Annotated in this window: 29 protein-coding genes; 24 read left to right on the forward strand and 5 right to left on the reverse strand. The window is 32.1% G+C overall.

Annotated elements, in window-relative coordinates; all coding sequences use genetic code 11:
* Positions 1–46: 46 nt before the first annotated feature.
* Together def and ruvX are read right to left on the reverse strand one after the other, a co-directional pair.
* A complete protein-coding gene (def, locus tag G3A46_RS08230) occupies positions 47–637 on the reverse strand; it encodes a peptide deformylase (RefSeq protein WP_165148636.1) in 591 nt (196 codons plus the stop codon).
* Positions 638–706: 69 nt separating this feature from the next.
* Positions 707–1,117, reverse strand: a complete 411-nt coding sequence (ruvX, locus tag G3A46_RS08235; protein WP_165148638.1) for a Holliday junction resolvase RuvX — start codon at positions 1,115–1,117, stop codon at positions 707–709.
* A gap of 278 nt (positions 1,118–1,395) precedes the next feature.
* Between ruvX and G3A46_RS08240 the strand changes: the two genes are divergently transcribed.
* Positions 1,396–2,211, forward strand: a complete 816-nt coding sequence (locus G3A46_RS08240) for a 2,3,4,5-tetrahydropyridine-2,6-dicarboxylate N-succinyltransferase (protein ID WP_139855007.1) — start codon at positions 1,396–1,398, stop codon at positions 2,209–2,211.
* A gap of 207 nt (positions 2,212–2,418) precedes the next feature.
* A complete protein-coding gene (locus G3A46_RS08245; protein ID WP_165148640.1) occupies positions 2,419–3,537 on the forward strand; it encodes a TlpA disulfide reductase family protein in 1,119 nt (372 codons plus the stop codon).
* Between the two features lie 92 nt (positions 3,538–3,629).
* Here the strand turns inward: G3A46_RS08245 and G3A46_RS08250 are convergent, their stop codons facing one another.
* Together G3A46_RS08250 and G3A46_RS08255 are read right to left on the reverse strand one after the other, a co-directional pair.
* On the reverse strand, positions 3,630–4,316 hold the full coding sequence (locus G3A46_RS08250; protein ID WP_165148642.1) for an SIMPL domain-containing protein: 687 nt from the start codon (positions 4,314–4,316) through the stop codon (positions 3,630–3,632).
* Between the two features lie 34 nt (positions 4,317–4,350).
* Positions 4,351–5,001: a rhomboid family intramembrane serine protease gene (locus G3A46_RS08255; RefSeq protein ID WP_139855010.1), complete on the reverse strand. Its 651-nt coding sequence runs from the start codon at positions 4,999–5,001 to the stop codon at positions 4,351–4,353.
* Between the two features lie 215 nt (positions 5,002–5,216).
* On the opposite strand from G3A46_RS08255, the gene G3A46_RS08260 reads away from it, so the two are divergent.
* The gene (locus G3A46_RS08260; protein WP_241836869.1) at positions 5,217–6,179 is read left to right on the forward strand and encodes a lysophospholipid acyltransferase family protein; all 963 of its coding nucleotides are present in this window, start codon (positions 5,217–5,219) and stop codon (positions 6,177–6,179) included.
* A 58-nt stretch (positions 6,180–6,237) separates the two neighbouring features.
* Here G3A46_RS08260 and G3A46_RS08265 read toward each other — a convergent pair whose 3' ends face one another.
* On the reverse strand, positions 6,238–7,311 hold the full coding sequence (locus G3A46_RS08265; RefSeq protein ID WP_165148644.1) for a tyrosine-type recombinase/integrase: 1,074 nt from the start codon (positions 7,309–7,311) through the stop codon (positions 6,238–6,240).
* A gap of 232 nt (positions 7,312–7,543) precedes the next feature.
* On the opposite strand from G3A46_RS08265, the gene G3A46_RS08270 reads away from it, so the two are divergent.
* From G3A46_RS08270 to mddA, 21 genes are all read left to right on the forward strand, one after another.
* Positions 7,544–7,996 (forward strand): protease complex subunit PrcB family protein, encoded by a 453-nt coding sequence (locus G3A46_RS08270; RefSeq protein ID WP_206735983.1) that lies wholly within the window; start codon positions 7,544–7,546, stop codon positions 7,994–7,996.
* Positions 7,997–8,443: 447 nt separating this feature from the next.
* Positions 8,444–8,656: a hypothetical protein gene (locus tag G3A46_RS08280; RefSeq protein WP_165148646.1), complete on the forward strand. Its 213-nt coding sequence runs from the start codon at positions 8,444–8,446 to the stop codon at positions 8,654–8,656.
* A gap of 150 nt (positions 8,657–8,806) precedes the next feature.
* Positions 8,807–8,998 carry a hypothetical protein gene (locus G3A46_RS08285; protein ID WP_165148648.1) on the forward strand — a complete coding sequence of 64 codons (192 nt, stop codon included), beginning with the start codon at positions 8,807–8,809 and terminating at the stop codon, positions 8,996–8,998.
* The gene (locus tag G3A46_RS08290) at positions 8,995–9,417 is read left to right on the forward strand and encodes a hypothetical protein (protein WP_165148650.1); all 423 of its coding nucleotides are present in this window, start codon (positions 8,995–8,997) and stop codon (positions 9,415–9,417) included. The genes G3A46_RS08285 and G3A46_RS08290 overlap by 4 nt, the downstream gene beginning before the upstream one ends.
* 129 nt (positions 9,418–9,546) lie before the next feature.
* Entirely contained in the window at positions 9,547–10,620 is a 1,074-nt protein-coding gene (locus tag G3A46_RS08295) for a DUF4297 domain-containing protein (RefSeq protein WP_165148652.1), read from the forward strand.
* Between the two features lie 51 nt (positions 10,621–10,671).
* Positions 10,672–12,372: a hypothetical protein gene (locus G3A46_RS08300; RefSeq protein WP_165148653.1), complete on the forward strand. Its 1,701-nt coding sequence runs from the start codon at positions 10,672–10,674 to the stop codon at positions 12,370–12,372.
* A 150-nt stretch (positions 12,373–12,522) separates the two neighbouring features.
* On the forward strand, positions 12,523–13,101 hold the full coding sequence (locus tag G3A46_RS08305; RefSeq protein WP_165148655.1) for a hypothetical protein: 579 nt from the start codon (positions 12,523–12,525) through the stop codon (positions 13,099–13,101).
* A gap of 147 nt (positions 13,102–13,248) precedes the next feature.
* The gene (locus G3A46_RS08310; RefSeq protein ID WP_165148657.1) at positions 13,249–13,743 is read left to right on the forward strand and encodes a hypothetical protein; all 495 of its coding nucleotides are present in this window, start codon (positions 13,249–13,251) and stop codon (positions 13,741–13,743) included.
* Between the two features lie 15 nt (positions 13,744–13,758).
* Positions 13,759–14,316, forward strand: coding sequence for a hypothetical protein (locus tag G3A46_RS08315; RefSeq protein WP_165148659.1), 558 nt, complete (start codon positions 13,759–13,761; stop codon positions 14,314–14,316).
* Positions 14,317–14,512: 196 nt separating this feature from the next.
* Entirely contained in the window at positions 14,513–15,148 is a 636-nt protein-coding gene (locus G3A46_RS08320) for a hypothetical protein (protein WP_165148661.1), read from the forward strand.
* Between the two features lie 44 nt (positions 15,149–15,192).
* Positions 15,193–15,822, forward strand: coding sequence for a hypothetical protein (locus G3A46_RS08325; RefSeq protein WP_165148663.1), 630 nt, complete (start codon positions 15,193–15,195; stop codon positions 15,820–15,822).
* Between the two features lie 345 nt (positions 15,823–16,167).
* The gene (locus tag G3A46_RS08330; RefSeq protein ID WP_165148665.1) at positions 16,168–16,626 is read left to right on the forward strand and encodes a VOC family protein; all 459 of its coding nucleotides are present in this window, start codon (positions 16,168–16,170) and stop codon (positions 16,624–16,626) included.
* 253 nt (positions 16,627–16,879) lie between these two features.
* On the forward strand, positions 16,880–18,370 hold the full coding sequence (locus G3A46_RS08335; RefSeq protein WP_165148667.1) for a pyridoxal-dependent decarboxylase: 1,491 nt from the start codon (positions 16,880–16,882) through the stop codon (positions 18,368–18,370).
* A 229-nt stretch (positions 18,371–18,599) separates the two neighbouring features.
* Complete coding sequence (locus tag G3A46_RS08340) at positions 18,600–19,592, forward strand: hypothetical protein (protein WP_165148669.1); 993 nt, start codon at positions 18,600–18,602, stop codon at positions 19,590–19,592.
* A gap of 372 nt (positions 19,593–19,964) precedes the next feature.
* Complete coding sequence (locus G3A46_RS08345; RefSeq protein ID WP_165148672.1) at positions 19,965–20,252, forward strand: hypothetical protein; 288 nt, start codon at positions 19,965–19,967, stop codon at positions 20,250–20,252.
* Between the two features lie 150 nt (positions 20,253–20,402).
* Positions 20,403–20,879, forward strand: a complete 477-nt coding sequence (locus G3A46_RS08350; RefSeq protein WP_206735984.1) for a phosphoethanolamine transferase domain-containing protein — start codon at positions 20,403–20,405, stop codon at positions 20,877–20,879.
* 17 nt (positions 20,880–20,896) lie between these two features.
* On the forward strand, positions 20,897–21,136 hold the full coding sequence (locus tag G3A46_RS08355; protein WP_165148675.1) for a hypothetical protein: 240 nt from the start codon (positions 20,897–20,899) through the stop codon (positions 21,134–21,136).
* Positions 21,133–21,351 (forward strand): DUF1801 domain-containing protein, encoded by a 219-nt coding sequence (locus G3A46_RS14345; RefSeq protein ID WP_241836870.1) that lies wholly within the window; start codon positions 21,133–21,135, stop codon positions 21,349–21,351. Before G3A46_RS08355 ends, G3A46_RS14345 begins: the two co-directional genes overlap by 4 nt.
* 254 nt (positions 21,352–21,605) lie before the next feature.
* Positions 21,606–22,472 carry an AraC family transcriptional regulator gene (locus tag G3A46_RS14605; protein WP_165148678.1) on the forward strand — a complete coding sequence of 289 codons (867 nt, stop codon included), beginning with the start codon at positions 21,606–21,608 and terminating at the stop codon, positions 22,470–22,472.
* Positions 22,473–22,577: 105 nt separating this feature from the next.
* Positions 22,578–23,156 (forward strand): OsmC family protein, encoded by a 579-nt coding sequence (locus G3A46_RS08370; protein WP_165148681.1) that lies wholly within the window; start codon positions 22,578–22,580, stop codon positions 23,154–23,156.
* 11 nt (positions 23,157–23,167) lie between these two features.
* Positions 23,168–23,899 (forward strand): methanethiol S-methyltransferase, encoded by a 732-nt coding sequence (gene mddA, locus G3A46_RS08375; RefSeq protein ID WP_165148684.1) that lies wholly within the window; start codon positions 23,168–23,170, stop codon positions 23,897–23,899.
* The last annotated feature ends 15 nt before the right edge of the window (positions 23,900–23,914 follow it).

Raw genomic sequence — 23,914 nt, forward strand, 5'->3', positions numbered from 1 at the left:
TTAATGGTTACAAATATCTTTGGTTTGGTTTAGATACGCAAGTGAGTTAGCGTTTCTTTTTTGCATTTGGAAATTTCATTCGGTAATCTATGTTAATCTTTCCTTTTGAAATATTCTCAAGCTTACTTTTGATTAATCTTCTCTTTAACGGAGATAGTTTATCGGTAAATAAAATTCCTTCGATATGGTCGTATTCGTGTTGAATAATTCTCGCTACCATTCCTTTAAAAGACTCCTTGTGTTTTTTGAAGTTTTCATCGTAATATTCCATTACAATTTCAGGTTGGCGGAATACATCTTCGCGAACATCTGGTATACTTAAACAACCTTCATTAAAAGCCCATTCATCTCCAGATTCTTCTAAAATTCTAGCGTTGATAAATACCTTCTTAAATGTTGAAACATATTTCTGCTCATCTTCAGTAAGATCTTCGTCATCTTCAAAAGGGGTAGCATCAACAATAAAAAGACGAATCGGTAAATTTACCTGTGGTGCAGCAAGACCAATACCACGTGCCTCATACATTGTTTCGAACATATTTTCGATTACCTCCTTAAGGTTTGGATAATCTTTTGTTATTTCTTCGGTTTCCTTTCTTAAAACTGGATCGCCGTAAGCTACTATTGGTAAAATCATTCTCTATTATCTATTATTATTTTTATTCATTATTATGATGGGCGTGCGATAAATTGCGAGTTCACAAAGCTATTTATTATATAAATACTCCTGTAAAATTATTGTTGCACTAATTTCATCAACCAGCGCCTTATTTTTACGTTGCTTCTTTTTAAGACCGCTATCAATCATAGTTTGAAATGCCATTTTGCTAGTATAACGTTCGTCAACGCGTTTAACTTGTAAGTCGGGGAAGATATTTGAAAATTTCTTTAAAAACTTCTGAATTTCCTCTTCTATACTTGAGTGTGTTCCATCTTTCTGTTTAGGTTCACCTACCAAAACCAATTCAACTTTTTCTGAAGCTATATATTTCTTCAAGAAATCGATTAATTCGGAAGTAGGAACCGTGGTTAACCCTGAAGCAATTAGCTGCAACTCGTCTGTAATGGCGATGCCTGTTCGTTTACTACCGTAATCTAATGCTAAAATTCTTCCCATAACTGCGACAAAAATAAGCCTTTGTGAATTACTATACTATTATGAACCGTATTTTTGATTTATGAAGAGTATATTTGTGGGATTAGGGGCTAGATGGTAGAAGTTGGAGGTTGGAAGTTAGAGGTTGGAAGTTGGAAGTGAGAAGTTGGAAGTTGGAGGTTAGAGGTTAGAGGTTAGAGGTTAGAGGTTAGAAGTTAGAAGTTGATGTGAGTTAAAGCCAACTACTATAGAATTAACAAATAGAGAAAGTAAATTAAAATTATTAACGATTATATATAATGACCGAACTAAAGACGATTATTGAAAAAGCTTGGGACGATCGATCCTTACTAACCGAATCTGAAACACTTGTGGCTATCCGTCAAGTTGTAAATTTATGCGACCAAGGGAAATTGCGTTGTGCAGAGCCTGTAGCCGATGGGTGGCAAGTTAACGAATGGGTAAAAAAAGCCATTGTGCTCTACTTCCCTACCCAGAAAATGCGCACTATGGAAGCTGGAATTTTTGAGTATCACGATAAAATTCCGTTAAAATCTGGTTATGAAGCCAAAGGAGTTCGCGTTGTACCTCATGCTGTGGCGCGCCACGGAGCTTATATTTCAAAAGGGGTAATCCTAATGCCTAGTTATGTAAACATTGGAGCTTACGTTGATGAAGGTACAATGGTAGATACTTGGGCTACAGTTGGTAGCTGTGCTCAAATTGGTAAAAACGTTCACCTTAGTGGTGGTGTAGGTATTGGAGGGGTTTTAGAGCCTTTACAAGCTTCCCCAGTAATTATTGAAGACGATGCTTTTATAGGCTCCCGCTGTATCGTTGTTGAAGGTGTACGCGTAGGGAAAGAAGCTGTTTTAGGGGCAAACGTAGTGCTTACTGCTTCAACAAAAATTATAGATGTTACAGGAGAATCTCCTGTTGAAACGAAAGGCTATATTCCTGAGCGTTCGGTAGTAATACCTGGTAGTTATACCAAAAAATTCCCAGCAGGTGAATATCAAGTTCCTTGTGCGCTAATAATTGGAAAACGCAAAGAAAGCACAAACTTAAAAACATCGCTTAACGACGCTTTACGCGAGTACGGTGTTGCGGTATAATCCAGAAGAGCCTTGGTTTTGATTTAAAACCAATCCAATTCTTAAAAACAATATCGAGTTGCTATAATTAAATATAGCAACTCGTTTTTATTGTATAAAATACAGCAAACTACCTAGGTATGTTAATTAAAACCAAAATGAATAGGTATTTATCTCTTTAAGGTTTTAAACCTGTATTTTTGCCAAAAATTAAAATAGATTAATATTATGAGATTTATATTTGCTTTATTATTTGCAATTTCACTGGTTTCTTGTAACGATTCAGCTAGTAATGGCTACAAGTTTGAAGGTGATGCTATTGGGTTTGAAAATGGATCCAAGATTTATGTATTTACCTTAGAAAATAAACAACCTAAAGCTGTTGACACCTTAACGGTAACCGATGGAAAGTTTTCGGCTACTTATAATAAGAGTGAAGGTTATAACCTAAACTTCTTACGAATAGATGGTGTGAACGGATCTGTTTTATATTTCCCTGAAAACGTAGATATGAAAGCTGTAGTTTACAAGGATAGCCTACAAGCTTCAAGAGTGAGCGGTGGAAAAGAAAACGAAGCTTATAGTGAGTTTGTTGACAAGATGGTTTCTTTAAACAAAGTTAAGCAGCAACAAATGGAGCGTTACCGTGCTGCACAACAAGAAAATGATACTGCTGCTATTACACAAGTGCAAAGTGAAAACTTAAACTTGATGAATGAGGAAATTGAATTCAAAAAAGATTTCTTAAGTAAAAACAACAATTCTATTTTCGCTGTAATGCTAATCTCTGAAATGGTTAGCAAAAAGGAATTAAACCCAAACGAGGCTTCAACATTTATTGACAATCTGAACCCAAAACTAGCCGAGAACGAGTTGGTTATTGACCTTAAAAACAACGTATCGTCTTTAAAGAAAGCGAGTATTGGTAGTAAAGCCCCAAATTTTAGCGCTCCTACTCCTACAGGCGAAATGATGTCGTTGGAAGATGCATTAGGAAAATATACTATAATTGATTTTTGGGCTTCTTGGTGTAAGCCATGCCGTGTAGAAAACCCTAACGTAGTAAAGGTTTATAATAAATATCACGAAAAAGGATTAAACATCATTAGCGTTTCCTTAGATAAAGACACTCAGAAAGACAAATGGCTTCAAGCTATTGAAGATGATAAAATGGATTGGTATCACGTTTCTAACTTAAAGTGGTGGCAAGATCCTATTGCGCAGCAATACAATATACGTGCTATTCCAGCAACTTTTTTACTAGATGAAAATGGAGTTATTATAGATAAGGACCTTAGAGGTGCAGCTTTAGAAGCTAAAATTTCAACCTTATTAGGTGGAGAATAATTTCTTAAAAAAATAAATATTAAAAAAGCCTCGAAAACACATTGGTTTTCGAGGCTTTTTTGTTGAGGTACTTTCCTTCTACCCTATTCTTTTTAGTTTAAAAGAAAACTAACATTTACTGAGGTTTTAATCTCCATTTCGCCAGGAGCTATTGTTTCTTGACCTCCTCCACTTTGATCACTCATCATTGCAGATTTGTACATTATGGGCCCAGGTCCAGCATTTGTCTGTTCACTGATTGAAACTGCTTTACCTACAGATTGATTTAAAACACCTGCGTATTCTTTTGCTTTCATCAACGCATTTTCGATTGCATTTTTACGCGCTTGGCTTTCCAAAGCTTCCTTTTTTGAAGACGAAAACATAACACCATCTATACGATTAACGCCCGTATCTAGAAGGCCACTAATTATAGCTTCGTATTGAGATAAGTCGTATAACTTTATCGAGATAGCTTGGTTTGCAGCAAACGTATATGTTTTGGTATTGTAATCGTAATTCTTATTTAAATTCATGTACTGGGTTTGAACATCTTTATTTTCGATGTTCATTTTCTTCAGAAATTTAATAACATCGTTTACAATAGCATCGTTTTGCTTTTTTAACGATTTAACGTTTTCACCTGTATTTTCTACACGAATATTTATTGTTACCTCATCGGGAACAACACGTACAATACCTTCGCCTGTAACATCTATAGTTGGAGGTGGAAGAGTGTTTTGAGCCATAACTGCGGTTGTTGTTAATGCTAAAATTAAAATGGTTTGAAGTGCTTTCATATTTTGTTGAATTAGTTTAATAACTTTTGAGATTTTAAATTTTCCCAAGTTTATGCATAATGAATAAAATAATTAAAGGAACAGCAAGTAAAACAACAATCCACAAACTTGTAGTAAATAAGCTAGGTACAAACATTAGTGTTAGTGCATAACCTCCTAAAGCTCCACCTATATGCGCATCGTGACCTACATTTCCTAGTCTTTTTTTCATTCCGAAGATAGAATACAACAAATATGCCACACCAAATAACCAAGCTGGAATAGCAATGGGTATAAAAAATAGATACAGCCCCATATTTGGATGAAATAATATAGCAGAATACAAGATTCCCATAACTGCACCACTTGCTCCTATTGCGCTGTAATGGGGTTCATCCTTATGAAAGTAAAACGAAAGTAAATTCCCTGCTAATAAGCTTACAACATAAATAATTACGAAGGAAGTTACACCAATACTATTAATTACAACGGGAGCAAAAAAGTATAGGGTAAGCATATTGAATAATAAATGCGAAAAATCTGCGTGCAAAAATGCCGAGCTAAACATTCTTATTTGCTCTCCGTGGCGTATCCCCGAAATATTGAATTTATACTTATTAAAAAAGGCTATGTCGTTAAAACCTTTCATTGATATAATTACGTTTGCAGCGATAATTACAATTGTTGCGATGTCTATGTTTAACATATATATAGTTGAAAATTTTGAAATCAAAAATACGAAAACCAAGGGTGAAATTAGGAGTATTTAAGCCGAATTGTGAATTTATTAGTAGCTATTTGCAAACCTTCTTTACCTTCAACAATTACCGACAAAACTATAGATTCCCTAGGATAGCATTTATTTGAAGCGAGAATTCAGTTAGTGATGCCGCTACCTTACTTTATGAAATGATAAAAGGAGTGAGAATAATTATAAAATCACTTTTAATTTCCTATTTCCAATGTACACTTTCAAGAAATAAATTGAGTAGTTTTGCGGTTTCATTACCTATGCAAAGAATTCTATATATATTCGTTTACCCTATTCTGTGGCTTATTTCAAAATTGCCAATGCGTATTTTGTATATAAAATCAAGTGCCTTATTTATATTGGTTTACTACATTGTAGGGTATCGTAAGAAAGTAGTAAAAGAGAATTTAGCCTTAGCTTTTCCCGAAAAAACCCAGGAAGAACGCAATAAAATTACCAAAGCCTTTTTCAAGCATCTTTGCGATCTTATTTTTGAAACCATAAAAGCTTTTACCATTTCAGAAAAAGAAATCCGCAAGCGCTTTCTAGTTACCAATGTTGAAATTCTAGACGGCTATTACAACAGCGATAAAAGTATTTTATTGATGGCTGGGCATTATGGAAATTGGGAATGGAGTGGCATTCTAAACAAACTCATGAAACATCAAGCTCACGCTGTTTACAAGCCGTTAGACAATAAACAATTTGACGATTTGGTTAAAAAAACTCGGGAGCATTTTGGAGGTATAATTGTAAGTAACAGAAAAATTGTTCCGGTACTTTTCCGAAAATGGAAAAAAGGAATAAAAACGCTCACCTACATTCTTTCCGATCAATCTCCTAAACTGAATGCCTTTAAATATCGCGATACTTTTATGGGTATAGATGTTCCTATGTTTACTGGAACCGAGGAATTGGCTAAAAAGTTAGACTTTGCAGTGCTTTATTTAAAAGTTGAAAAAGTAAAGCGCGGGTATTATACCGCCACATTTGTTCCTATTGCAGATCACCCAAAGACTTATGAAGACTTTCAAATTACAAGAATGTTTTTTGACATGTTAGAAACGCAAATTCGTGAAAACCCAGCGCATTATCTATGGTCGCACAAACGTTGGAAACACAGAAAACAATAACAAGTCCAACATATTATTAAGCGTCTTTTAAAAGACGCCCTTTGAAATAATAAGGGGGTTAGTAATTTAAACTATCCAATGGACTTTTAATTTTATTGAGTTGTTTTTGAGTTACATTGGTATATATCATAGTTGTTTTAATACTGTGGTGACCCAATAAATCTTGAATTAACCTAATATCTGTCCCGGTTTGCAATAAATGTGAAGCGTAACTATGTCGCAAGCCGTGTAGGCCTACATTTTTATTAATTCCTGCATTCTTTAAAGCTTCTCTAAAAACCGTTTGCACACTTCCTTTTGAATATTGTCCACCAAACCTACCTTCTAGTAAGTATTTTTTGGGTTTAAACTGAAAATAATATTCTCTCAACAATGGCAAAACCGAATTTGGTAACGGTACATATCTGTCTTTTTTGCCTTTTGCTTGAGCTATCAACACTATTCCATCTTTAGTATTAATGTGTTCTAGTTTAAGGTTAACAACTTCACTTACTCGCAAGCCCATACCGTAGCATAATTGTAATGCTAAGAGGTGTTTGATGTTTGTAACTTGTTTAAAAAGTAAAGAAATTTCACGTTGGGTTAATGTTTTTGGTAGCGTTGCCGGCTTTTTAGGTCTTGGGATATCAAAAAACATCTTCTCCCGGTGTAAGACTTGTTCGAAATAAAATTTAATTGCATTTATTTTCCCATTTAATTTTCGCTCTTTCATTCTTTCATTTTTTAAACAATAGAGGAAATAGGCCTTAAGTTTCTCTGGAGTAAGCTTTTCTACAGGATAATTATTTAGCAATAACAATAAATGCTTTAGTTCTGTGCAATAAACCCGAATTGTATTTTCGCTATAAGCCTTAAGATTTAATTGGTTTACAAAGTTTAACATAGCTTGCTGATTTACTGGATGAATATTATACAGCAATTTATCTTCATTGTTTTTTTTAGGTAGGTTTAGCACTTCTCTTACGGCAGGCGTGTCTAATAAATACCAAGATTTATTGGATTGGCTCCATTTAGCTGATGGAAATCTTTTTTTTAAGGCATTTTTTAGATGGAAATGATATGGAAATCTAACCCAAATAACGGGTTTATTCTGATGAGATCCAGGTTCGAATTTATAGTTTTTCAGGTCCATAGCATATCGTCATTTTGTATATCAAACAATCTGAAAATTAGTGATATACACCTAAAGATATACAAAATAACGCATAGAAAAAACTGTATAAAGGCTTATGTATTGGTAGCTGAGTAAAAAATTTAGTGATTTTCGGGGTATTTTACTAAATTACGTATATTTACGTGTTGTAGCAAATTTTACACAACCTTCCGAGAATTTTTGCATCTAGTAAAAAACAACCTATGTCAAAATGATAAAAAACGTCCTAATTATTTTATTGACAATACTCGTTTTTAGTTGCAACACTGATGATGACACTAAAATTGTAAGTATTCAATCTATCTTAATTTCTAAAGATAATCTTTATGGAAATGGAGGCGAAGGAATAAATAAGCAAAATATTGTTATAACCGACGACGGCGTCTGGAACGATTTAATAACTCAAATGAATACAATAAACAATGTGTCTGATAACTTTTCGGAAACAGAAATTGATTTTTCTGAATATACAGTTATTGCTGTTTTTGATGAAATAAAAGGAAATGGAGGTCATAGCCTTGAATTAAATATTACCTCTAATCCTGAAAACATCATGGTCAATATAACTGATTTAGCTCCTAATGGAAACGCAACCACTGTGATTACACAACCTTACCATATTGTAAAAATTAAAAAGACTGTTTTACCAATAGTCTTTGAATGAAAACTTGCTACAACAACGGCTATAATTCATTGTGGCGGAATTTTCCCTCCGGAAATTCCTATCTTTAAACCATCGCTTGGTTACGGCGGAATGGTCCTCGCGGACAATTCCACAACGAAACCATAGCCAAACCGTTGGCATTCATTGAGCAGAACCGTTAAAAATGACAATTATGAGTAATTTAAAAGACATTAAATCGGAAATGGAAAAATATGCGAATGACTCAAATCTGACTGAATTTAAAATCGTTGAGGAACTGAAAACAAATTACTTGACAAAAAAGTAAATGAGAATTTAAAGTCGCATAAAAAAGAGTGATTTAAAACGTTTGACTTTTAGTTCGTTTGAGGAATCGGAAACTGAATTGAAAAGCAAAACCCGAATTTAAAGCGGAATTTCTCACTCAATCGGAAATAAATTTAACCTAAAAACGGAATTTAAAAAAATATGAATACGCAGACAAAAGCAATAATAAAATCAGGTTTATTTTCTGGAATTGTTTATGCTGGACTTATGGCTGGATTTGACTATTCTGATGGGCAAGATTTCAAAATATGGAAATTTATATTTCACGCCTCTTTTTTCGGAATATTTATGGCACTTATGACCAGATATAATTTAAAAAAACAAGCAGATAAAGACCAAAATAAAACTGAATAAAAACAACGAAATGCCAACACCGTATATAATTTATTGCTGGCTTATCGCTTACTTACGAAAGTCCTCTCGGACTTTCTTGGTCGGTAATTATTTACTAAATTAGTTGCTTAAACCACGCAACAAACCATATACAAACACGTTGGCAATAATATGACAGAACACCACGAAAAAAAAAACAAATCGAATAAAAGTGAAATTCTGACACATCTATTATGGACTGCTTTTGGAATTATTGGAGGACTTGATTATTTTTCTAAAGCGGAATATTTGATTTGCGGAATTATGTTTTTAATTGGAATTTTATCAGCATACAAACTCTTTAAAGCAATTGTGAAAAAATGAAAAGAATACATTTCGATAGTATGAGAAATAAATTTTGGATTACAATATTAATATTATCTATTATTTGTTTTATAATTGGAATTTTTGAACCTATTGAATTCTCAAGGTATGACTTGAATAAATACATTTTGAAAATCGGATTTTTATTACAAGCTCTTTATTTCAGTCAAATGTTTTGGTATAAGAACTATGTGCAATGGAATAAAAAAGGTATAAATATTAAGGTAAATTCATTTTTGGGTAAATCATTGAGTTTTGACCAGGTAAAAACGACTGAACTGAATGAAAAAACGTTGATTATAACAAAAGATAACGGAAAAAAAATTACGATTGACTTAAATGAAATTGCGGAATCTGATACACGAAAACTGAACGAAATATTAGTAAAATATACTATTGCCAACACCGTGTATAATTAATTGCTTGTTTTAGCTTACTTACGAACATTCCTGCGGAATGTTCTATTTGTGATTTATTTGCTAACTTATTCGCTTAACCACGCAACTAACCATACACAATACCGTTGGCAGCAAGGTAAAAAACAATAAATGACTGATAAAGACAATACAAATCCCTTATTCGACTCGCAAAGAGAAAAGGCTGGGGCTAAAACTATTGATAAGTACCTATATCAGTATCATTGGGCTTTATACAGAGTTATTAGTGAACATGACACAACGAATGAATATGCAGTATTTATTGAACTTCATGAAGATGTCGTGATTAGTGATTCACTAAGTTCTCAAAATGCAAAATTCGAATTCAATCAGGTTAAAACGAATTCAGCAAAATTTACAAATTATCAATTAGTTGAGAAAAAAAAGAGCGGTAGGTCTGTTTTAGGTAAGCTAATTGAAAGTGTAAATTCTAAACCTTATGCTGACAAGATTACCTCTTTGAATCTTGTTTGCACTAGTAACTTTAGTCTTGAATTAAAAAAAGATGATGTTGAACTAAAAATAATTCGAAAAGAAGATTTAGCAGACAGTCAACTTAAAAAACTAGAAGCCGCAATAAAAAATGAACTTTCAATTTCTGAATTACCGTCAACGTTAAAGTTTATTGTACCAGATTTAGCCGAAAAAGATTACCAGAAAATCCTTGTAGGTGAAATTTCAAGTTTGATTAATCGCCTTTATCCTGAATCACGTTTTAATGACGAATCGATTTATAGACTTCTTATTGATGAACTTATACGAAAAGGAAAAGTTACCTATGATTTCACCAAATGGGATGAACTCATAAAAAATAAAGCGTTGACTTCAGAAAAAGTAACTAGTGTCATAAATGAATTCACAAATATTAAAGACGAAGCTCAATTGGATGTAGAGTTCAACCGCATTTGTACAGAAATAGGTCTGAACTCAATCAAATCCAAGTTATTAAAACGTTCATTTTTAAGATACAAGAGACAAAGGATAAGTAATAGTAGCAGTTTTCAACACGATACAACAACTATCCTTCAAAGAAGAATCGAAGAAGCAATTGCTTCAGGACAATCTGATTTCAAAGAATTAATCACTCAAGTATCGACTAATTTACCTGCGAAAATTCGAAGACAATTTTCTTCACAAGATGAAATAACGTCAGCTATAATATGTGAATATATAATGATGATGTAATGGACAAGAGCAACTTTAAAATATTAATAAGAAATCTTAGAACTAAACAAAATGAAAAGCTTAAGATTGATACAACTGCTAGTTCTGTCAAACACAACAAAGTCAGCAAATCAGTTCAAATTCGGCAAAAACCTGAATCTGATAACGGCAAAAGATAATAGTGTAGGTAAATCAACATTATTAAAATTGATTTTTTGGGGACTTGGGTGCGAACCTGAACTTGATACTACTTGGAATGCTCAGGACTGCAAAACAATTGTTGACTTTGAAGTTGACGACAAAACTTTTAGAGTAAAAAGATATAAAAATGAAATTTCTATTAAAGAAGGTAGTTCTGATTATGAAAATTTTCAAAAAATAACAGGTGAATATTCTCAAAAATTTGCTGATATAGTTGGATTCAGCGCGTTATTACCAAATCAAAACTCAGGATTGTTAGAGACACCACCTCCTGCTTATTACTTTATCCCATTCTATATTGACCAAAAGAGAAGTTGGGCTAAAGCTTGGGACAATTTTGATAGATTAGGTCAATATCGTAATTGGAAGTCTACTATAGTAAAGTATCATGTAGGACTGCTTAAACCTGAACATTTTAAATTGGAATCTGAACGAACAGATAAGAAGGAATCACAAAAAAACATTGAGTATGAAGTTGGGAAAATTGATACAACTCTTGAAGTTATTGAAAGCTACGTTCCAAATTCAGTAAATACGGTTACCACGGTTTCAGCAATCGATAAAATTACAGACAACATAAAAAAAGATTTAGAATCGCTTCAAAAAGGTCAAGAAGAATTGCTTCATGCAATAGCTATTAATAATTCTGAAAAATCATATCTCTATCAGCAGCAAGTAATGACTGAGAAACTGATATCAGAACTTGATAAAGACTACAAATTTTCCGTTGAAAACATTGAAGATGATGAAATCGAATGTCCATTATGTGGTGTTGTACATGAAAACTCAATTGTTAATCGTGCTTCAATTATGACAGATAAAAATCAAGCTGAAAATCAGCTTAGAGAAATAATCCAATCTACTGACAAAATTGATAAGAAAATAGCTTCTAATGAAAGACAATTGGAGAGTATCAGGTCTCAAATTTCTGAAATAAATGAAAAGTATGTGATTGAAGACGAAACTGAATCCAAAATTGATTTTAATCAAATAATTGAAAGTGTTGCCGGAAACTCTATCAAAACCAAAGTGACTAGAACTAAGAATATTAAAAATGCTGAAATAGCAATACTGCAAGAAGAAATCAAAGACTTAAAAAAGGAACAAAAGTCTTTAACAACCGAAGAAGAAACTGAGAGTATTTTGAACTCCTTTAATTCAATTTTATCAAATTATGTTCAGCTACTTGACGCAGAAGCAGTAAACCTATCTGAAATAAACTCACCACTAGACTACAATAAAGTCATAAAAGAAGGTGGAGCCGCTGAAGGAGCAAGAGCCATATTAGGGTACTACTTGACTATTTTTTCAATGGTAGAAAAATTTGGAAATGAAGCTAAATCTCCTCTAGTCATTGACACCCCAAATCAGCAGGAACAGTCATTTACAAACTATGAAAAAATAGTAGAATTATTAACAGACGATTTTTTAGATGGCAATCAAATCATAATGAGCGCTATGGAAAATGAACAACTCAAGCCATTTGCTGATAAAGCACAAATAATTACTCTAGATGAAAACAAATTACTTAGCAAAGAGAAGTTTGAAGAAGTGAAAAATAGTTTTAAATGAATAAACCCAGCTGCCAACAATGTATATAAAAAATAGGCGAAATAGTGGTAAAGTCAAGGGTTTAGGCTCGTTTCAAAGTTTGTGCTTAACCGACAGTTTAGTACTTCAAAATCGCCTACTTTTCATATACTAACCGTTGTAACCAATTTGATGAAAACATTAAATTTTTTTTTATACTTTACTGTTATTTTGAGTGTGCTTTCCTGCACAATTGAAAAGAATGTGGATTTTAAAAAATATAGTATTCTTACCACGCCAATAGAAATTGGGGAATTTTATAATATTAAAGTAGATACTAGTGGAAGTTCGGAATCCGCATTTGTAAAAAAATGGAAAGACGGTCATTTCGATTTGACTTATACTTATGATTCACCCGAATCCGATAAATATTCACCTTTATACTATTCCATAGAAATTAGCAAAAGTAATTCTGAGAAAGAAGCGAATAGAAAATTTGATTTAATAAAGAAAATAATTTTGAGGCCAAGGAGTTCGACTTCTAATGAAACTGTAATAGAATATGACTCAATTATTCTATCAGGAGATCAAAATTTCTACGCGGTTCGAAATTGGAACGGTGAACCGAATGGAGTGCTTTTCTTATATAGAAAGAAAAATATTGTTTACACTCTTAAAACATCTGGTTATTTTAAAAACGACCATACGTTTATTAAAAATTTGGTTGAGCCAAAACTTATCACTCTAGAGAACTTTAGACTGAAGAATTAAAAACTGGTTACAACACGAGGCTATAAGCAATACTGGATTTGTGCTAAACCCAAAAGCACTTGTATATTTATAAAATGAGTTCAAACCCGAAAATAATTGCATTTTTGGCGCACTGCTCATAGCCCAACCGTTAGCAAGCATTTAAAAATGAAAAATAAGCAGTTTAATATTGATGATAATCACTTGATTATTTCCGCGAGGAAATCGCCTATATTTATTCGAATTGTTTTAACGACTTTTCTTGTCTTAATAGCATTGATTCCAATTGCGGTTACGATTTTTGTCTTGAAATCTGGAGAAGGACCATTTATCGGAATAGTTTTTTCATTTCTACTTTGTTGGGGTATTGGCTTTTATTTGTTGAAACTAACACTTTGGAATTCTGTTGGCAGAGAAATTTTAAGTATGGAGACTGAAAAGATTTCTTATGTTGCTGATTACAGGCTTTTCAAAGATAGACATAAAGAAATCGAAATACAGGACTTAGAAACTGAATTAATTCGCGAAGAACAATTTGATAAACCTCTTGGAAGACTAAGATTAAAAACCAAATCGAATTCACTTGAAACTGTTCTTCAAATGAAAATTTCGGAAGTAGAAGAATTAAGGAAGGAAATACAAACGCGCTACAACATTGCATAAACGTTGTGCAACATTATGAAAAAACCAATTCTAACGATAATTTTTATTTTAATTTCAACCCTGACCTTCGCTTGTAGTTGTTATTGGGGTGGAAATTTTATTAAAACAGCAAAAAGTGCAGAATTAGTAGTATTAGCAAAAGTTGTTGAACGAAATTTTCACCTTGAAAATGGAAAGACATTTGCAACCATCGAAGCAGCCGTCAATGCATCATTTGAGGAGGAATATGATAATCCTCCTGAATTTTATGAATCAATTGACCTGGAAATTATCTCTGTTATTAAAGGCAAGGAAAAAAGGAAAATCATAAGAATATTTGCATCAAATGGTGCTGATTGCCGAACAGGTGTAAGAGACTTCGAAATCAATAAAGTTTATTTAATGACACCAACTCTTTCCCAATATGAGGAAATGCCAAATGAAAAGTATGATGATTATTTTCTCGGCAATTGTTCAGAAACTTCGATAGAATATATTCCTGAGTCGAATAAAGTGTATGGGTGGATCAAAGGAAAAAAACGAAAAGAGAAAATTTACTGCTACTATAATAAACTAATTAGAAAAATAACATAGCACAACAATATATAACCGTAATTTGCTTCGCTAGTTCCCTGCATTCGTGTTGGCCAATTTGACTGCGTATTAAACTAGCTCGGAATGCGAACTGGCCAATCTATCCACCTCAAAATTACTAAGGCCTATATTTAATCGAAAATAATTAATTTTAATCCCTTAACAACGGTAATACTAACCGTCGGCAAACATTAAAATGAATAAGATTTCAACTTTAATATTATTTTTCTTATGCCTTGGAAACTGTTTTTCTCAAAACAAAACAACGGATGACCTAATTAGAATAGCTGAATTTCATTTAAAAGAATCTGTAGGTGAAAACCTATTCAATGATTTTGAGTATAACAGTCATTCTTACTATAGATATAAAAATAAGCGAGGAAAAAATAAATGGAAAAAAATAGAACGGGGGAAAAAAATAAAAAACCGACTTGACAAGGCGGAAATCAGATTTGACTTTGGTAATGTAGAGTTTGCCAAATTAGAAGTTCCAAAAACCTTCAATGTTGTCCTTGATGCTGATTTAAATATTATAAAGAAAATTAATACCAAAAGAATTCCGGATTACATTTTAAAAAACCAACCTTCCAATTGGCTAACTCCAATGGAACTGGATAGTATCGTTGCACTTCAAAATTTAAAACCTTCAGAATATCCTTTAAAAAAAGAAGTTAGGTTTAACAATAAAACTGAAGTTTATTACTGGCAAATTGAAAATACTCTATATCAGGAAAAATGTCTTGGGGATTACGAAAGATTAATAATTGATCCTATAACAGGCGTAATCTTAAAGCGAAAAGAAGAGAGATATTGGGTATTGCATTGTAATTAAAAAAAGTTTGCCTACACGAGTATAACCATTTGTGATAATGTAAAATGAAAAAAGAAATCGAATTCAAAATTTTTACTAAAAACAAAGGTTTTACATTATCAGTGAATATTGTTGTTTATTCATTGTTATTTATAGGTATAGGAATCGCATATTTAGCCAGAGAATATCTTGACAATAGCACAATTGAAAATCTTGGTCAAGGAGTTGGAATTTTAGCTTGTATGTTAATGATATATTTTAAAATCACTCAAGCGTCAAAACGAAAATCACTTAATGGAAATCTAAACAAAAAATTGAGGTTCAGAACCCGTGAAATCTTAATTGATGACTTAAAGATTGAACTAAATGAAATTAAGAAAATTGAGTTTTATATAAATGATTATTTTGATAAATGGGAATCCCAAGCGGGAGGAGACTTTGCTCCAGGAAGAACAAATGGAACCTCTAATGTTTGTGAGTTAACCCTAATCAACGGACATAAAACTAAAGTGAATTTTCAACTAATGTATGAGAATGAATTCCTGAAAATGAGAGAACTATTACTACAATATTACTCTGAAAATAAGATTCATTTTTTAAAATTGATTGAATATTTGGGAATTGAGAAATACGAAGAAATACAAGAATTCAAAAAAACACTACCACCAACATTAGCTATAAGCAAAATGGGATAAATGCCAAACCGAAAAGCAATTGTACATTATCCTTATTTCAGTCTTTTGTTCTTTCTGATTATCTAATAAATTTAATGCATTGTAAACTTAAGCCCCATATAATTTATGGCTAGTCCTCGCCTACTTACGAATCCCGATAGATATCGAGACGCGGATTTTTACTTCCCATAGTTCACCTTGCTCGTGTCTATTTTGTTTGTATTTGCTAAATTAGGTGCTTAACCACGCAACAAACTATAGCCACACACCTTTTACAATTTCACCAAAACCCGCTTACAATTCTCGTAATTAACGAGTTAGAATGATTTTTGTAACTTACATATTCTTACACAAAAATCAGTAATTATGAAACGTCTTATATTATTACTCGCTTTAACTTTCAGTTCTTTAAATGCTAGTGCCCAGTCTTTTGAACTCAAACATGATCATTCAACAATACAAGTTGAAAATATTGATATCAGTGCCAAATTTTATAAAAACATACTAAACCTAAGGGAATTAGATACACCTTGGCCTGAGTATAAGTTGATTCGTTTCTTTGATACTGGCACAAACCAGCAACTTCACATTGCACAAGCTCAGGTTGATAAGTATGGTGATATAAAAATTAACAAAGTGCTTCATCTTGCCTTTGCAGTTAACAATTTTGATGGATTTTTAGAACATTTAAAAGAAAAAGGAATCGAATATTCCAATTTTGCTGGAGAAAGTGAAAAAATCCAATCAAGACCAGACGGAATTAGACAAATATATTTTCAAGATCCAGACGGTTATTGGATAGAAATTAATGACGCAAAACATTAACCTAGTCTGGATATAAAGCGAAACCTCTAAAAAAAATAATGTTTAGATTTAGTAAAATAAAAAACGTAGGCTAACTCCGTGTAAAAAACATTGCTTAATTTAGATTAATCATTTGTTCATTACTTTGTTTGCTTTCTTCCGTATTTCGTTCCAACACGAGAGTAGCGAACTGGCGAAGGAAAGTCCTCGCACTCAAACACGAAACGTTCCTTACACATAAACTTTGTAACATATCATCGCGAAACATAATATTATGACTGAAAATCGAAATAATTCAATAGAGATTAATAAAGAAGAGTTTCGAAAAATCGGACATCAATTAATAGATGATATTTCTGACTTCCTTTCTAGCATTGATAAAAAACCTGTTACTGTAAAAGAAAGTCCAAATCAATTACAAAGTATATTGGGAAACACTTCCCTGCCAGAAATAGGAACACCCGCAACCGAACTGATTTCTAGAGCAACGAACTTATTACTTAATCATTCATTACTTAATGGACACCCTAAATTCTTAGGCTATATTACTTCATCTGCTGCCCCAATCGGAGCCTTAGCCGATTTATTAGCTGCATCTGTAAATCCAAATGTTGGAGCACATATTTTAAGTCCAATGGCTACTGAAATTGAGAAACAAACTATTCAATGGCTGGCAGAGTTCATTGGTGTTTCACCTAACTACGGAGGAATTTTAGTCAGCGGAGGAAATATGGCAAATTTTACAGCATTTTTAGCAGCTAGAACAGCTAAAGCACCCAAAAGCATAAAAGAAGATGGACTTTCAAATATATCCCAGAAGTTAACTATTTATTGTTCAAAAACCACACATACTTGGGTTGACAAAGCAGCTATATTATTTGGTTTAGGCACAAAATCTATTCGCTGGATTCAAACTGATTCTTCAAATAAAATGAACAATAAAGTGCTAGAAGAAACAATTAAAGAAGATATAAAAAATGGTTTTAAGCCAATAATGGTTATAGGTACTGCAGGTGATGTTAGTACTGGAGTGGTTGATAGTTTAAAAGGAATTTCAACCATTTGCAAAGATTATGATTTATGGTTTCACATCGATGGAGCTTATGGTGTACCAGCCACAGTTATTCCAAAATACAAAAAACTATTTGATGGTCTTTCAGAAGCTGATTCTATTGCTCTCGACCCACATAAATGGTTATATAGTCCTCTTGAAGCCGGATGTACATTGGTTAAAAACCCTCAACACTTAATAGATACCTATAGCTCACATCCAGAATATTATAATTTTAGCAACGATGAAAACGAAATTGCTCAAAATTTTTATGAATATGGACTTCAAAATTCACGTGGCTTTAGAGCTTTAAAGGTTTGGTTATCATTACAACAAATAGGTAGAAGTGGATATGAAAAACTAATTGGTGAAGACATTGAACTATCAGAAATATTATTTGACTTGGCTAAAGAAAATGCTGAATTAGAGGCAGTTTCTCAAAATTTAAGCATTACTACTTTTAGATATATTCCAATCAATTTCAAAGAAAGTAATGATTATCTAAATAAACTAAATGAAGCATTATTAAATAAATTACAAACTGGTGGCGAGCTATTTTTATCAAATGCTATTGTAAATGAAATGTATTGTTTAAGAGCTTGCGTTGTTAATTTCAGGACTTCAAAAAAAGATATTAAAGAGATTATTGATATAATAATTAGAGAGGGAAGAAAGGCTCATTCCAAATTACAAGAACGAATAGTGAATGAATAACGTACTACAATACCCTGAATAATTAATGGCTAGTTCTCACCTACTTACCAATCCCGATAGCTAACGGCACATGGTTTTATTTTCCAAAGTGCGCTTCACTCATGTCTATTTGTGATTTTTTTGTTAAATTGGTTACATCAACAAGCCACTAATCATACAAAGAACGGTTTAAGAAAGGTAAACAGATTTGGTCTAAAGCCAAGACTTTAACAAATCCAATCATCCAATAATGGCAAAAACAACAATATATGAGCTAAAAAACTCTAACCATATATACGATTTACTGCGTATTTTGAAGGATTCTGACAAGCCCGAAGATATTAAAGCCATGCATGAAATATGGGAGGAATGTGGTTTCTGGGCTAACTCAAAGGAGGAGGAGAATAAGTTTGTAGCTCCCTTTCAAGAAAATAGACGAAGTTTTGTATTAACCGCTCCAGCCACTTGGGAAAAAGATAAGTTTCCTCCCCCTGGTGATTATTCCTTTGCACTAGTCACTAAAAAAGGTCCAGGTATCAGAGAATCTTTTATTGAAACTACTGTGTTTTATTTTTACAATGAAAACTACTTCTCCTTATCAAAACATCATAGAGGTTATTTATTCACTTGTTTAGAAGAAAAAAAGAATTTGTGTTTATATGACTATTCAGTTATTAAGGACAAGGAATCTCCTTATTATGAAAAGTCCTTACGGATGCAAAAAAGAGAACAAGAAGTAAAGCAAGAATGCGTGAAATTTATTCCCGCATTGGCACATTACCTATGGCCGGACGAGCTAGATATTTCCGGTAGCTGGGAGGAGGAAAAACTTTCTCATCCTAATTTCTTTAAGAAAACATTTGGAATGCTAAGCAGTGGATTTTATTCCTGTGTGGGTGCATGGACGTTCCCTTTTCAAACGCTTGTGTGGGAGAATAATGAAGCTCAAATCACAAAAGAAATCACTTACACAGCCGTTGATTATAATCATCAATATAATTATGGCGTTATTAAAAAAAGAGAGTTTAGTGAAGACATAGGTATATGGCTAAAGCAAGAAGAAAAATATATTAGTTTCAAAGTCAAATTCAGAGATGGGGAAACTTCTTTTACTAATTTTAAGGGTAAACTTTTTCCTGATTACATCGAGTTTTCTATTCCGTTTTATTTCAAATCCCCAAAAGAAAAAGCTTATTTAATTCAGCATTTTGATCAATATGGACTTCATATTACAAACTTATGAAGTTTAAAAGGCATACTCAAAATAGCAGATATTCCCCGATTTTAATTTTACAGATATGAACGGTTACGTATATAATAACAAAACAGATTTTAATTTTACAAATAATGTCAAGTATTTAAATATCGGCAACTTAGAAAAATGAAAGGAACATAGAAATGCAAATATTATCCTTCAAACGCACCTTATTCTATACTTTGGCACTAATTAAAACTCAGGAATTTAGATATGAATGACCACTTAATACATAACCTTAAAATATCAATAATTTGGAGATTGCTGGTCAACATTATAACAGTTGGCTTGATTATATATTTATTCAATACCGTTAAGCGAATTGAATGGTATACCTGGTTGATATTATTAATTTATCCGATGTACTTAACAATAAAAGAACAGAAATTATTACTTGAAATAGATGTGAATGGAAATCAGATAAGCCTAATAAGTTATTCCATTTTAGGTGGTAAAAAAGAACTAAACCTTAAAACCAGTGAAATTATTGAATTGGATCACTTTAAAGGATTTGTCGTTAAGTATAAAAACTCTTTCGGAAAAAAAACAGAAACTTTTCAAATTAATGCTGAACCGTGGAATAATATTTACGGACAAATAAAAATTCTGAAATTAGCAGTTCAAGAATTGGAAAAAAGAAATTCATAAGACATTTATTAAAATTAGCTGGATAGAATATTTTAGGCTTTATCTGCGCTAGTTTAAGGTTTACAGCACCCATTTTCATTCGAAAATTCCTTACATTTAATTCTATATAAACTTAAGTGTTTTTATTTTAACCTTATTAGTTAATTGAATATGAAGATCGTTTTCAAAGAAGAACAAAAATTCACACAATGGTGGCTTTGGTTAATTTTAATCGGAATTGGAGTATTACCCATTATAGGGATTTATAAGCAATTAATTATCGAGGAAAAATTTGGTGATAGCCCTATGTCCGATTTAGAGCTCATTATTTTTTCTATTTTCATTTTTGGCTTAATTGCTTTGTTTTGGTTTATGCGACTAAAAACTAATATTGACCAAAATGAAATCCGAATGCGTTTCTTCCCATTGGTTAAGAAACAAGTAAAATGGAAAGATGTTAAAAGTGTTGAAGTAGTGAATTACGGATTTGTAGGTGGATGGGGTATCCGGCTTGGTACAAAATATGGAACTGTCTACAACACTAAAGGAAATAGAGGTTTAGCTATAGAACTTCTGAATGGAAAAAAATTACTAATCGGAACTCAGAAAGAAACCGAACTAAAGGAAATATTAGAAAAAATCAGGTAAGAATTTAATTTGAAAAAATGATATTAGAATCTAATACCGTAATTCAAATTCAAATACCTGTAGAAGATGTTTTCGAAGGAATTGTTAATCCAGAGATAATGACCAAGTACTTTATTTCAGAAAGTAGTGGTAGGTTAGAATCAGGAAAAGAAATAATGTGGAAATTTCCTGAATTTGATGATTATTACCCTGTAAAGGAAATCAAAATTAAAAATAATCATGCTTATCCTTTGTATGGGGTTCAGAAACTGTGGTGATATTTTCATTAGAAAATTATCAAGACAATAAAAGTTTCGGAAATTATCATTACAAATATGCAAGCGGACATGATGGAGATGCTCCTATACTTGGATTTTCTCCCCGAAAAACAGCTTTTTCACTTTATGTATATTCTGATATTGAAAAGAGTAATGTAATGCTAGAAAGTCTTGGAAAATTTAAAATGGGCAAAACCTGTAATTATAATACTTAGCTTATAGATATCAATAGTGCCTTTCTTCATAATGTATACTTAGAACCCAAAAAATACTTCATCACGCAAAATTCGCACTCATCTAACTCAAAATCAATCGAATAAAAAACCAATCTAAGACTATTTCTAAGAAAATAATACGTAGCTTAGTACATTATAAAATATTAGAGCTCTTTTACTAGTCTTAGTTATCTTCTAAAGCTCCTCGTAATCATTATTTTAAGACACAGAGAGTAAATCTCAAAATCAACCCTGTGATTAATGCTTACGAATATTTCAAACAACATCCTAGATTCAACAAACTCGTTGGCGATGACTACTTATTTGTAGAATATAAATGTCCGCTTCATATTGAAGAGTATAATTTATGGATAGAAAATCATTTAATCACTTACGTAATCAGTGGCAAAAAAGATTGGATTACCTCCAAAAAAACCTATAAACTTAACGAAGGGGATGCATTGTTTGTTAGGAAAGGTGTTTACACTACAAAGCAGTATTTAGAAAATGAATATTGTGTTATGTTATTCTTCATTAACAACACATTTATACAAAGATTCATTTCTGAAAATCCCTCATTTATAAGGCAGAATAATCAAAGAAAAGAACACAGCCAAATTTTTGATATTACTACAAATGAAGTATTTACAACCCTGATAGCAAGTATATTTCAATATTTAAACAACAAAATTGAAACTCCTAAAAAACTAGTTGAATTAAAATTTAACGAATTACTCTATGCTATTGCGCTTAACTCTAGCAATAAAGATCTACTAATATATTTCAATTCCATATTGCAAAGTAAAACGTCTGACGTTAAATCTATAATGTTAGAAAACTTTCAATACGATTTAAAAATACCCGATTTTGCAAAATTATGCGGGAAAAGTCTTTCTTCTTTTAAACGTGAATTTGAAATCATTTTCAACACCACACCGGGAAGATGGCTAATTCGTAAACGAATAGACCATTCAAAAACACTACTATTAGGTACAAACTTAACCGTAAGTGAAGTTGGGTATGAATGTGGATTTAAAAACATTTCGCACTTCATTAAGGCGTTTAAACAAACTTCCAAAATAACTCCCAACAAGTTTAGAATTCGCAATGCAGAAACCTAGCGATTACTACCTGGGCTTTTAAGAACATTATTTGAACTTTTAAGAAAGCCAATTAATCTATAATAACGCAACCTTTACATTATTCTCGAATTAAATAATGATGTAATGGCAACTAGAAAGTATTTATCCAAGACCAAATTCGCTCTTAAAGACAATTCAATTGTTAATCAAAGACATTTGATTCTCACCGAAAAATACTTAAATGACCCCTCTTCTGCTTGGATTACAGATTCAGCTGAAGTTTTTGGAAAAGATTTACATGATCCATTTCGCACTTGGGTTGCAGTAAATGAAAAAATGAAAATTCCTTTTAAAATTGGTGTTCACAGTGCTGTTGGTGGCGACCACGACTTTCCAAATCCTGGGGATTTACTATGTGCTTCCTTAGCATCTTGTTTTGAAAGTACAGTTAGATTAATTTCAAATAAATTAAATATTGAACTAGTTGAAACAAAAGTTATTGCAACTGCAAATATTGATGTTAGAGGAACTTTAATGATAGACAAATCTATTCCTGTTGGCTTTCAATCGATGCATCTAGAGATATTAGTATCCGCTAGAAATACAAACAATAAGTTAATGACAATCCTTATAAATGGAGCTAAACGCAGCTGTATTGTATATCAAACAATAAAAAAAGGCATTCCAATAACCACAAACACTGTCGTTAACAGTAATTTTTAAAAACAAATATTATGAAAAAATCAATGATTTTCATCTTCGGTATTCTTGCCTATATAATATTTCTAATCGCATTCCTTTATGCTATTGGTTTTGTAGGCAATATAATTGTTCCTAAATCTATAGACTCTGGACCTGAAACAACAATAGGTTCTGCCCTATTTATAAATATAATTTTACTAAGTGTATTTGCATTGCAACATAGTATAATGGCACGACCAAAATTTAAAAAATGGTTTACCTCCATATTTAGTACTGCAATGGAGCGAAGTACATATATACTTTTATCAAGTTTAGCTTTGCTGCTAATTTATTGGCAGTGGCAGCCGATTACTACTATAGTGTGGAAAACTGAAAGTGAAACTATAACTTTAATTATAACTATACTCTTCTTTTTAGGTTGGCTTATTGTATTACTTTCTACATTTATGATAAACCATTTCGAACTTTTTGGATTAGCTCAAATTTTCAATAATCTTAAAAATAAGAAAACATCTAGCCCAAAATTTCAAACCAACTATTTGTACAAAATAGTTAGACATCCAATTATGTTAGGTTTTTTAGTCGCCTTTTGGGCAGCTCCTACAATGACGGTTGGGCATTTATTATTTACCGTTGTTACCACTATTTATATTTTAATAGCTGTAAAGTATCTAGAAGAAAATGACTTAAAAAATGCACTTGGAAAACAATATGAAACCTATCAAAACGAAGTGCCTATGCTAATTCCATTCACAAAGAAATAAGCTTAAAATGCTCGC

This window comes from Aequorivita sp. KMM 9714, assembly GCF_011065475.1.
Classification (GTDB): Bacteria; Bacteroidota; Bacteroidia; order Flavobacteriales; family Flavobacteriaceae; genus Aequorivita; species Aequorivita sinensis.

Bases quoted from the DNA above. Each gene is read 5' to 3' on its own strand.
- G3A46_RS08285 (WP_165148648.1), top strand. From the start codon at position 8,807: ATGACAGAACACCACGAAAAAAAAAACAAATCGAATAAAAGTGAAATT.
- G3A46_RS08300 (WP_165148653.1), top strand. From the start codon at position 10,672: ATGAAAAGCTTAAGATTGATACAACTGCTAGTTCTGTCAAACACAACA.
- G3A46_RS08295 (WP_165148652.1), top strand. From the start codon at position 9,547: ATGACTGATAAAGACAATACAAATCCCTTATTCGACTCGCAAAGAGAA.
- def (WP_165148636.1), bottom strand. From the start codon at position 637: ATGATTTTACCAATAGTAGCTTACGGCGATCCAGTTTTAAGAAAGGAA.
- ruvX (WP_165148638.1), bottom strand. From the start codon at position 1,117: ATGGGAAGAATTTTAGCATTAGATTACGGTAGTAAACGAACAGGCATC.
- G3A46_RS08310 (WP_165148657.1), top strand. From the start codon at position 13,249: ATGAAAAATAAGCAGTTTAATATTGATGATAATCACTTGATTATTTCC.
- G3A46_RS08340 (WP_165148669.1), top strand. From the start codon at position 18,600: ATGGCAAAAACAACAATATATGAGCTAAAAAACTCTAACCATATATAC.
- G3A46_RS08245 (WP_165148640.1), top strand. From the start codon at position 2,419: ATGAGATTTATATTTGCTTTATTATTTGCAATTTCACTGGTTTCTTGT.
- G3A46_RS08315 (WP_165148659.1), top strand. From the start codon at position 13,759: ATGAAAAAACCAATTCTAACGATAATTTTTATTTTAATTTCAACCCTG.
- G3A46_RS08330 (WP_165148665.1), top strand. From the start codon at position 16,168: ATGAAACGTCTTATATTATTACTCGCTTTAACTTTCAGTTCTTTAAAT.
- G3A46_RS08265 (WP_165148644.1), bottom strand. From the start codon at position 7,311: ATGGACCTGAAAAACTATAAATTCGAACCTGGATCTCATCAGAATAAA.
- G3A46_RS08350 (WP_206735984.1), top strand. From the start codon at position 20,403: ATGAAGATCGTTTTCAAAGAAGAACAAAAATTCACACAATGGTGGCTT.
- G3A46_RS08335 (WP_165148667.1), top strand. From the start codon at position 16,880: ATGACTGAAAATCGAAATAATTCAATAGAGATTAATAAAGAAGAGTTT.
- G3A46_RS08255 (WP_139855010.1), bottom strand. From the start codon at position 5,001: ATGTTAAACATAGACATCGCAACAATTGTAATTATCGCTGCAAACGTA.
- G3A46_RS08345 (WP_165148672.1), top strand. From the start codon at position 19,965: ATGTACTTAACAATAAAAGAACAGAAATTATTACTTGAAATAGATGTG.
- mddA (WP_165148684.1), top strand. From the start codon at position 23,168: ATGAAAAAATCAATGATTTTCATCTTCGGTATTCTTGCCTATATAATA.
- G3A46_RS08290 (WP_165148650.1), top strand. From the start codon at position 8,995: ATGAAAAGAATACATTTCGATAGTATGAGAAATAAATTTTGGATTACA.
- G3A46_RS08320 (WP_165148661.1), top strand. From the start codon at position 14,513: ATGAATAAGATTTCAACTTTAATATTATTTTTCTTATGCCTTGGAAAC.
- G3A46_RS08250 (WP_165148642.1), bottom strand. From the start codon at position 4,316: ATGAAAGCACTTCAAACCATTTTAATTTTAGCATTAACAACAACCGCA.
- G3A46_RS08370 (WP_165148681.1), top strand. From the start codon at position 22,578: ATGGCAACTAGAAAGTATTTATCCAAGACCAAATTCGCTCTTAAAGAC.
- G3A46_RS08270 (WP_206735983.1), top strand. From the start codon at position 7,544: ATGATAAAAAACGTCCTAATTATTTTATTGACAATACTCGTTTTTAGT.
- G3A46_RS08280 (WP_165148646.1), top strand. From the start codon at position 8,444: ATGAATACGCAGACAAAAGCAATAATAAAATCAGGTTTATTTTCTGGA.
- G3A46_RS08305 (WP_165148655.1), top strand. From the start codon at position 12,523: ATGAAAACATTAAATTTTTTTTTATACTTTACTGTTATTTTGAGTGTG.
- G3A46_RS08240 (WP_139855007.1), top strand. From the start codon at position 1,396: ATGACCGAACTAAAGACGATTATTGAAAAAGCTTGGGACGATCGATCC.
- G3A46_RS08355 (WP_165148675.1), top strand. From the start codon at position 20,897: ATGATATTAGAATCTAATACCGTAATTCAAATTCAAATACCTGTAGAA.
- G3A46_RS08325 (WP_165148663.1), top strand. From the start codon at position 15,193: ATGAAAAAAGAAATCGAATTCAAAATTTTTACTAAAAACAAAGGTTTT.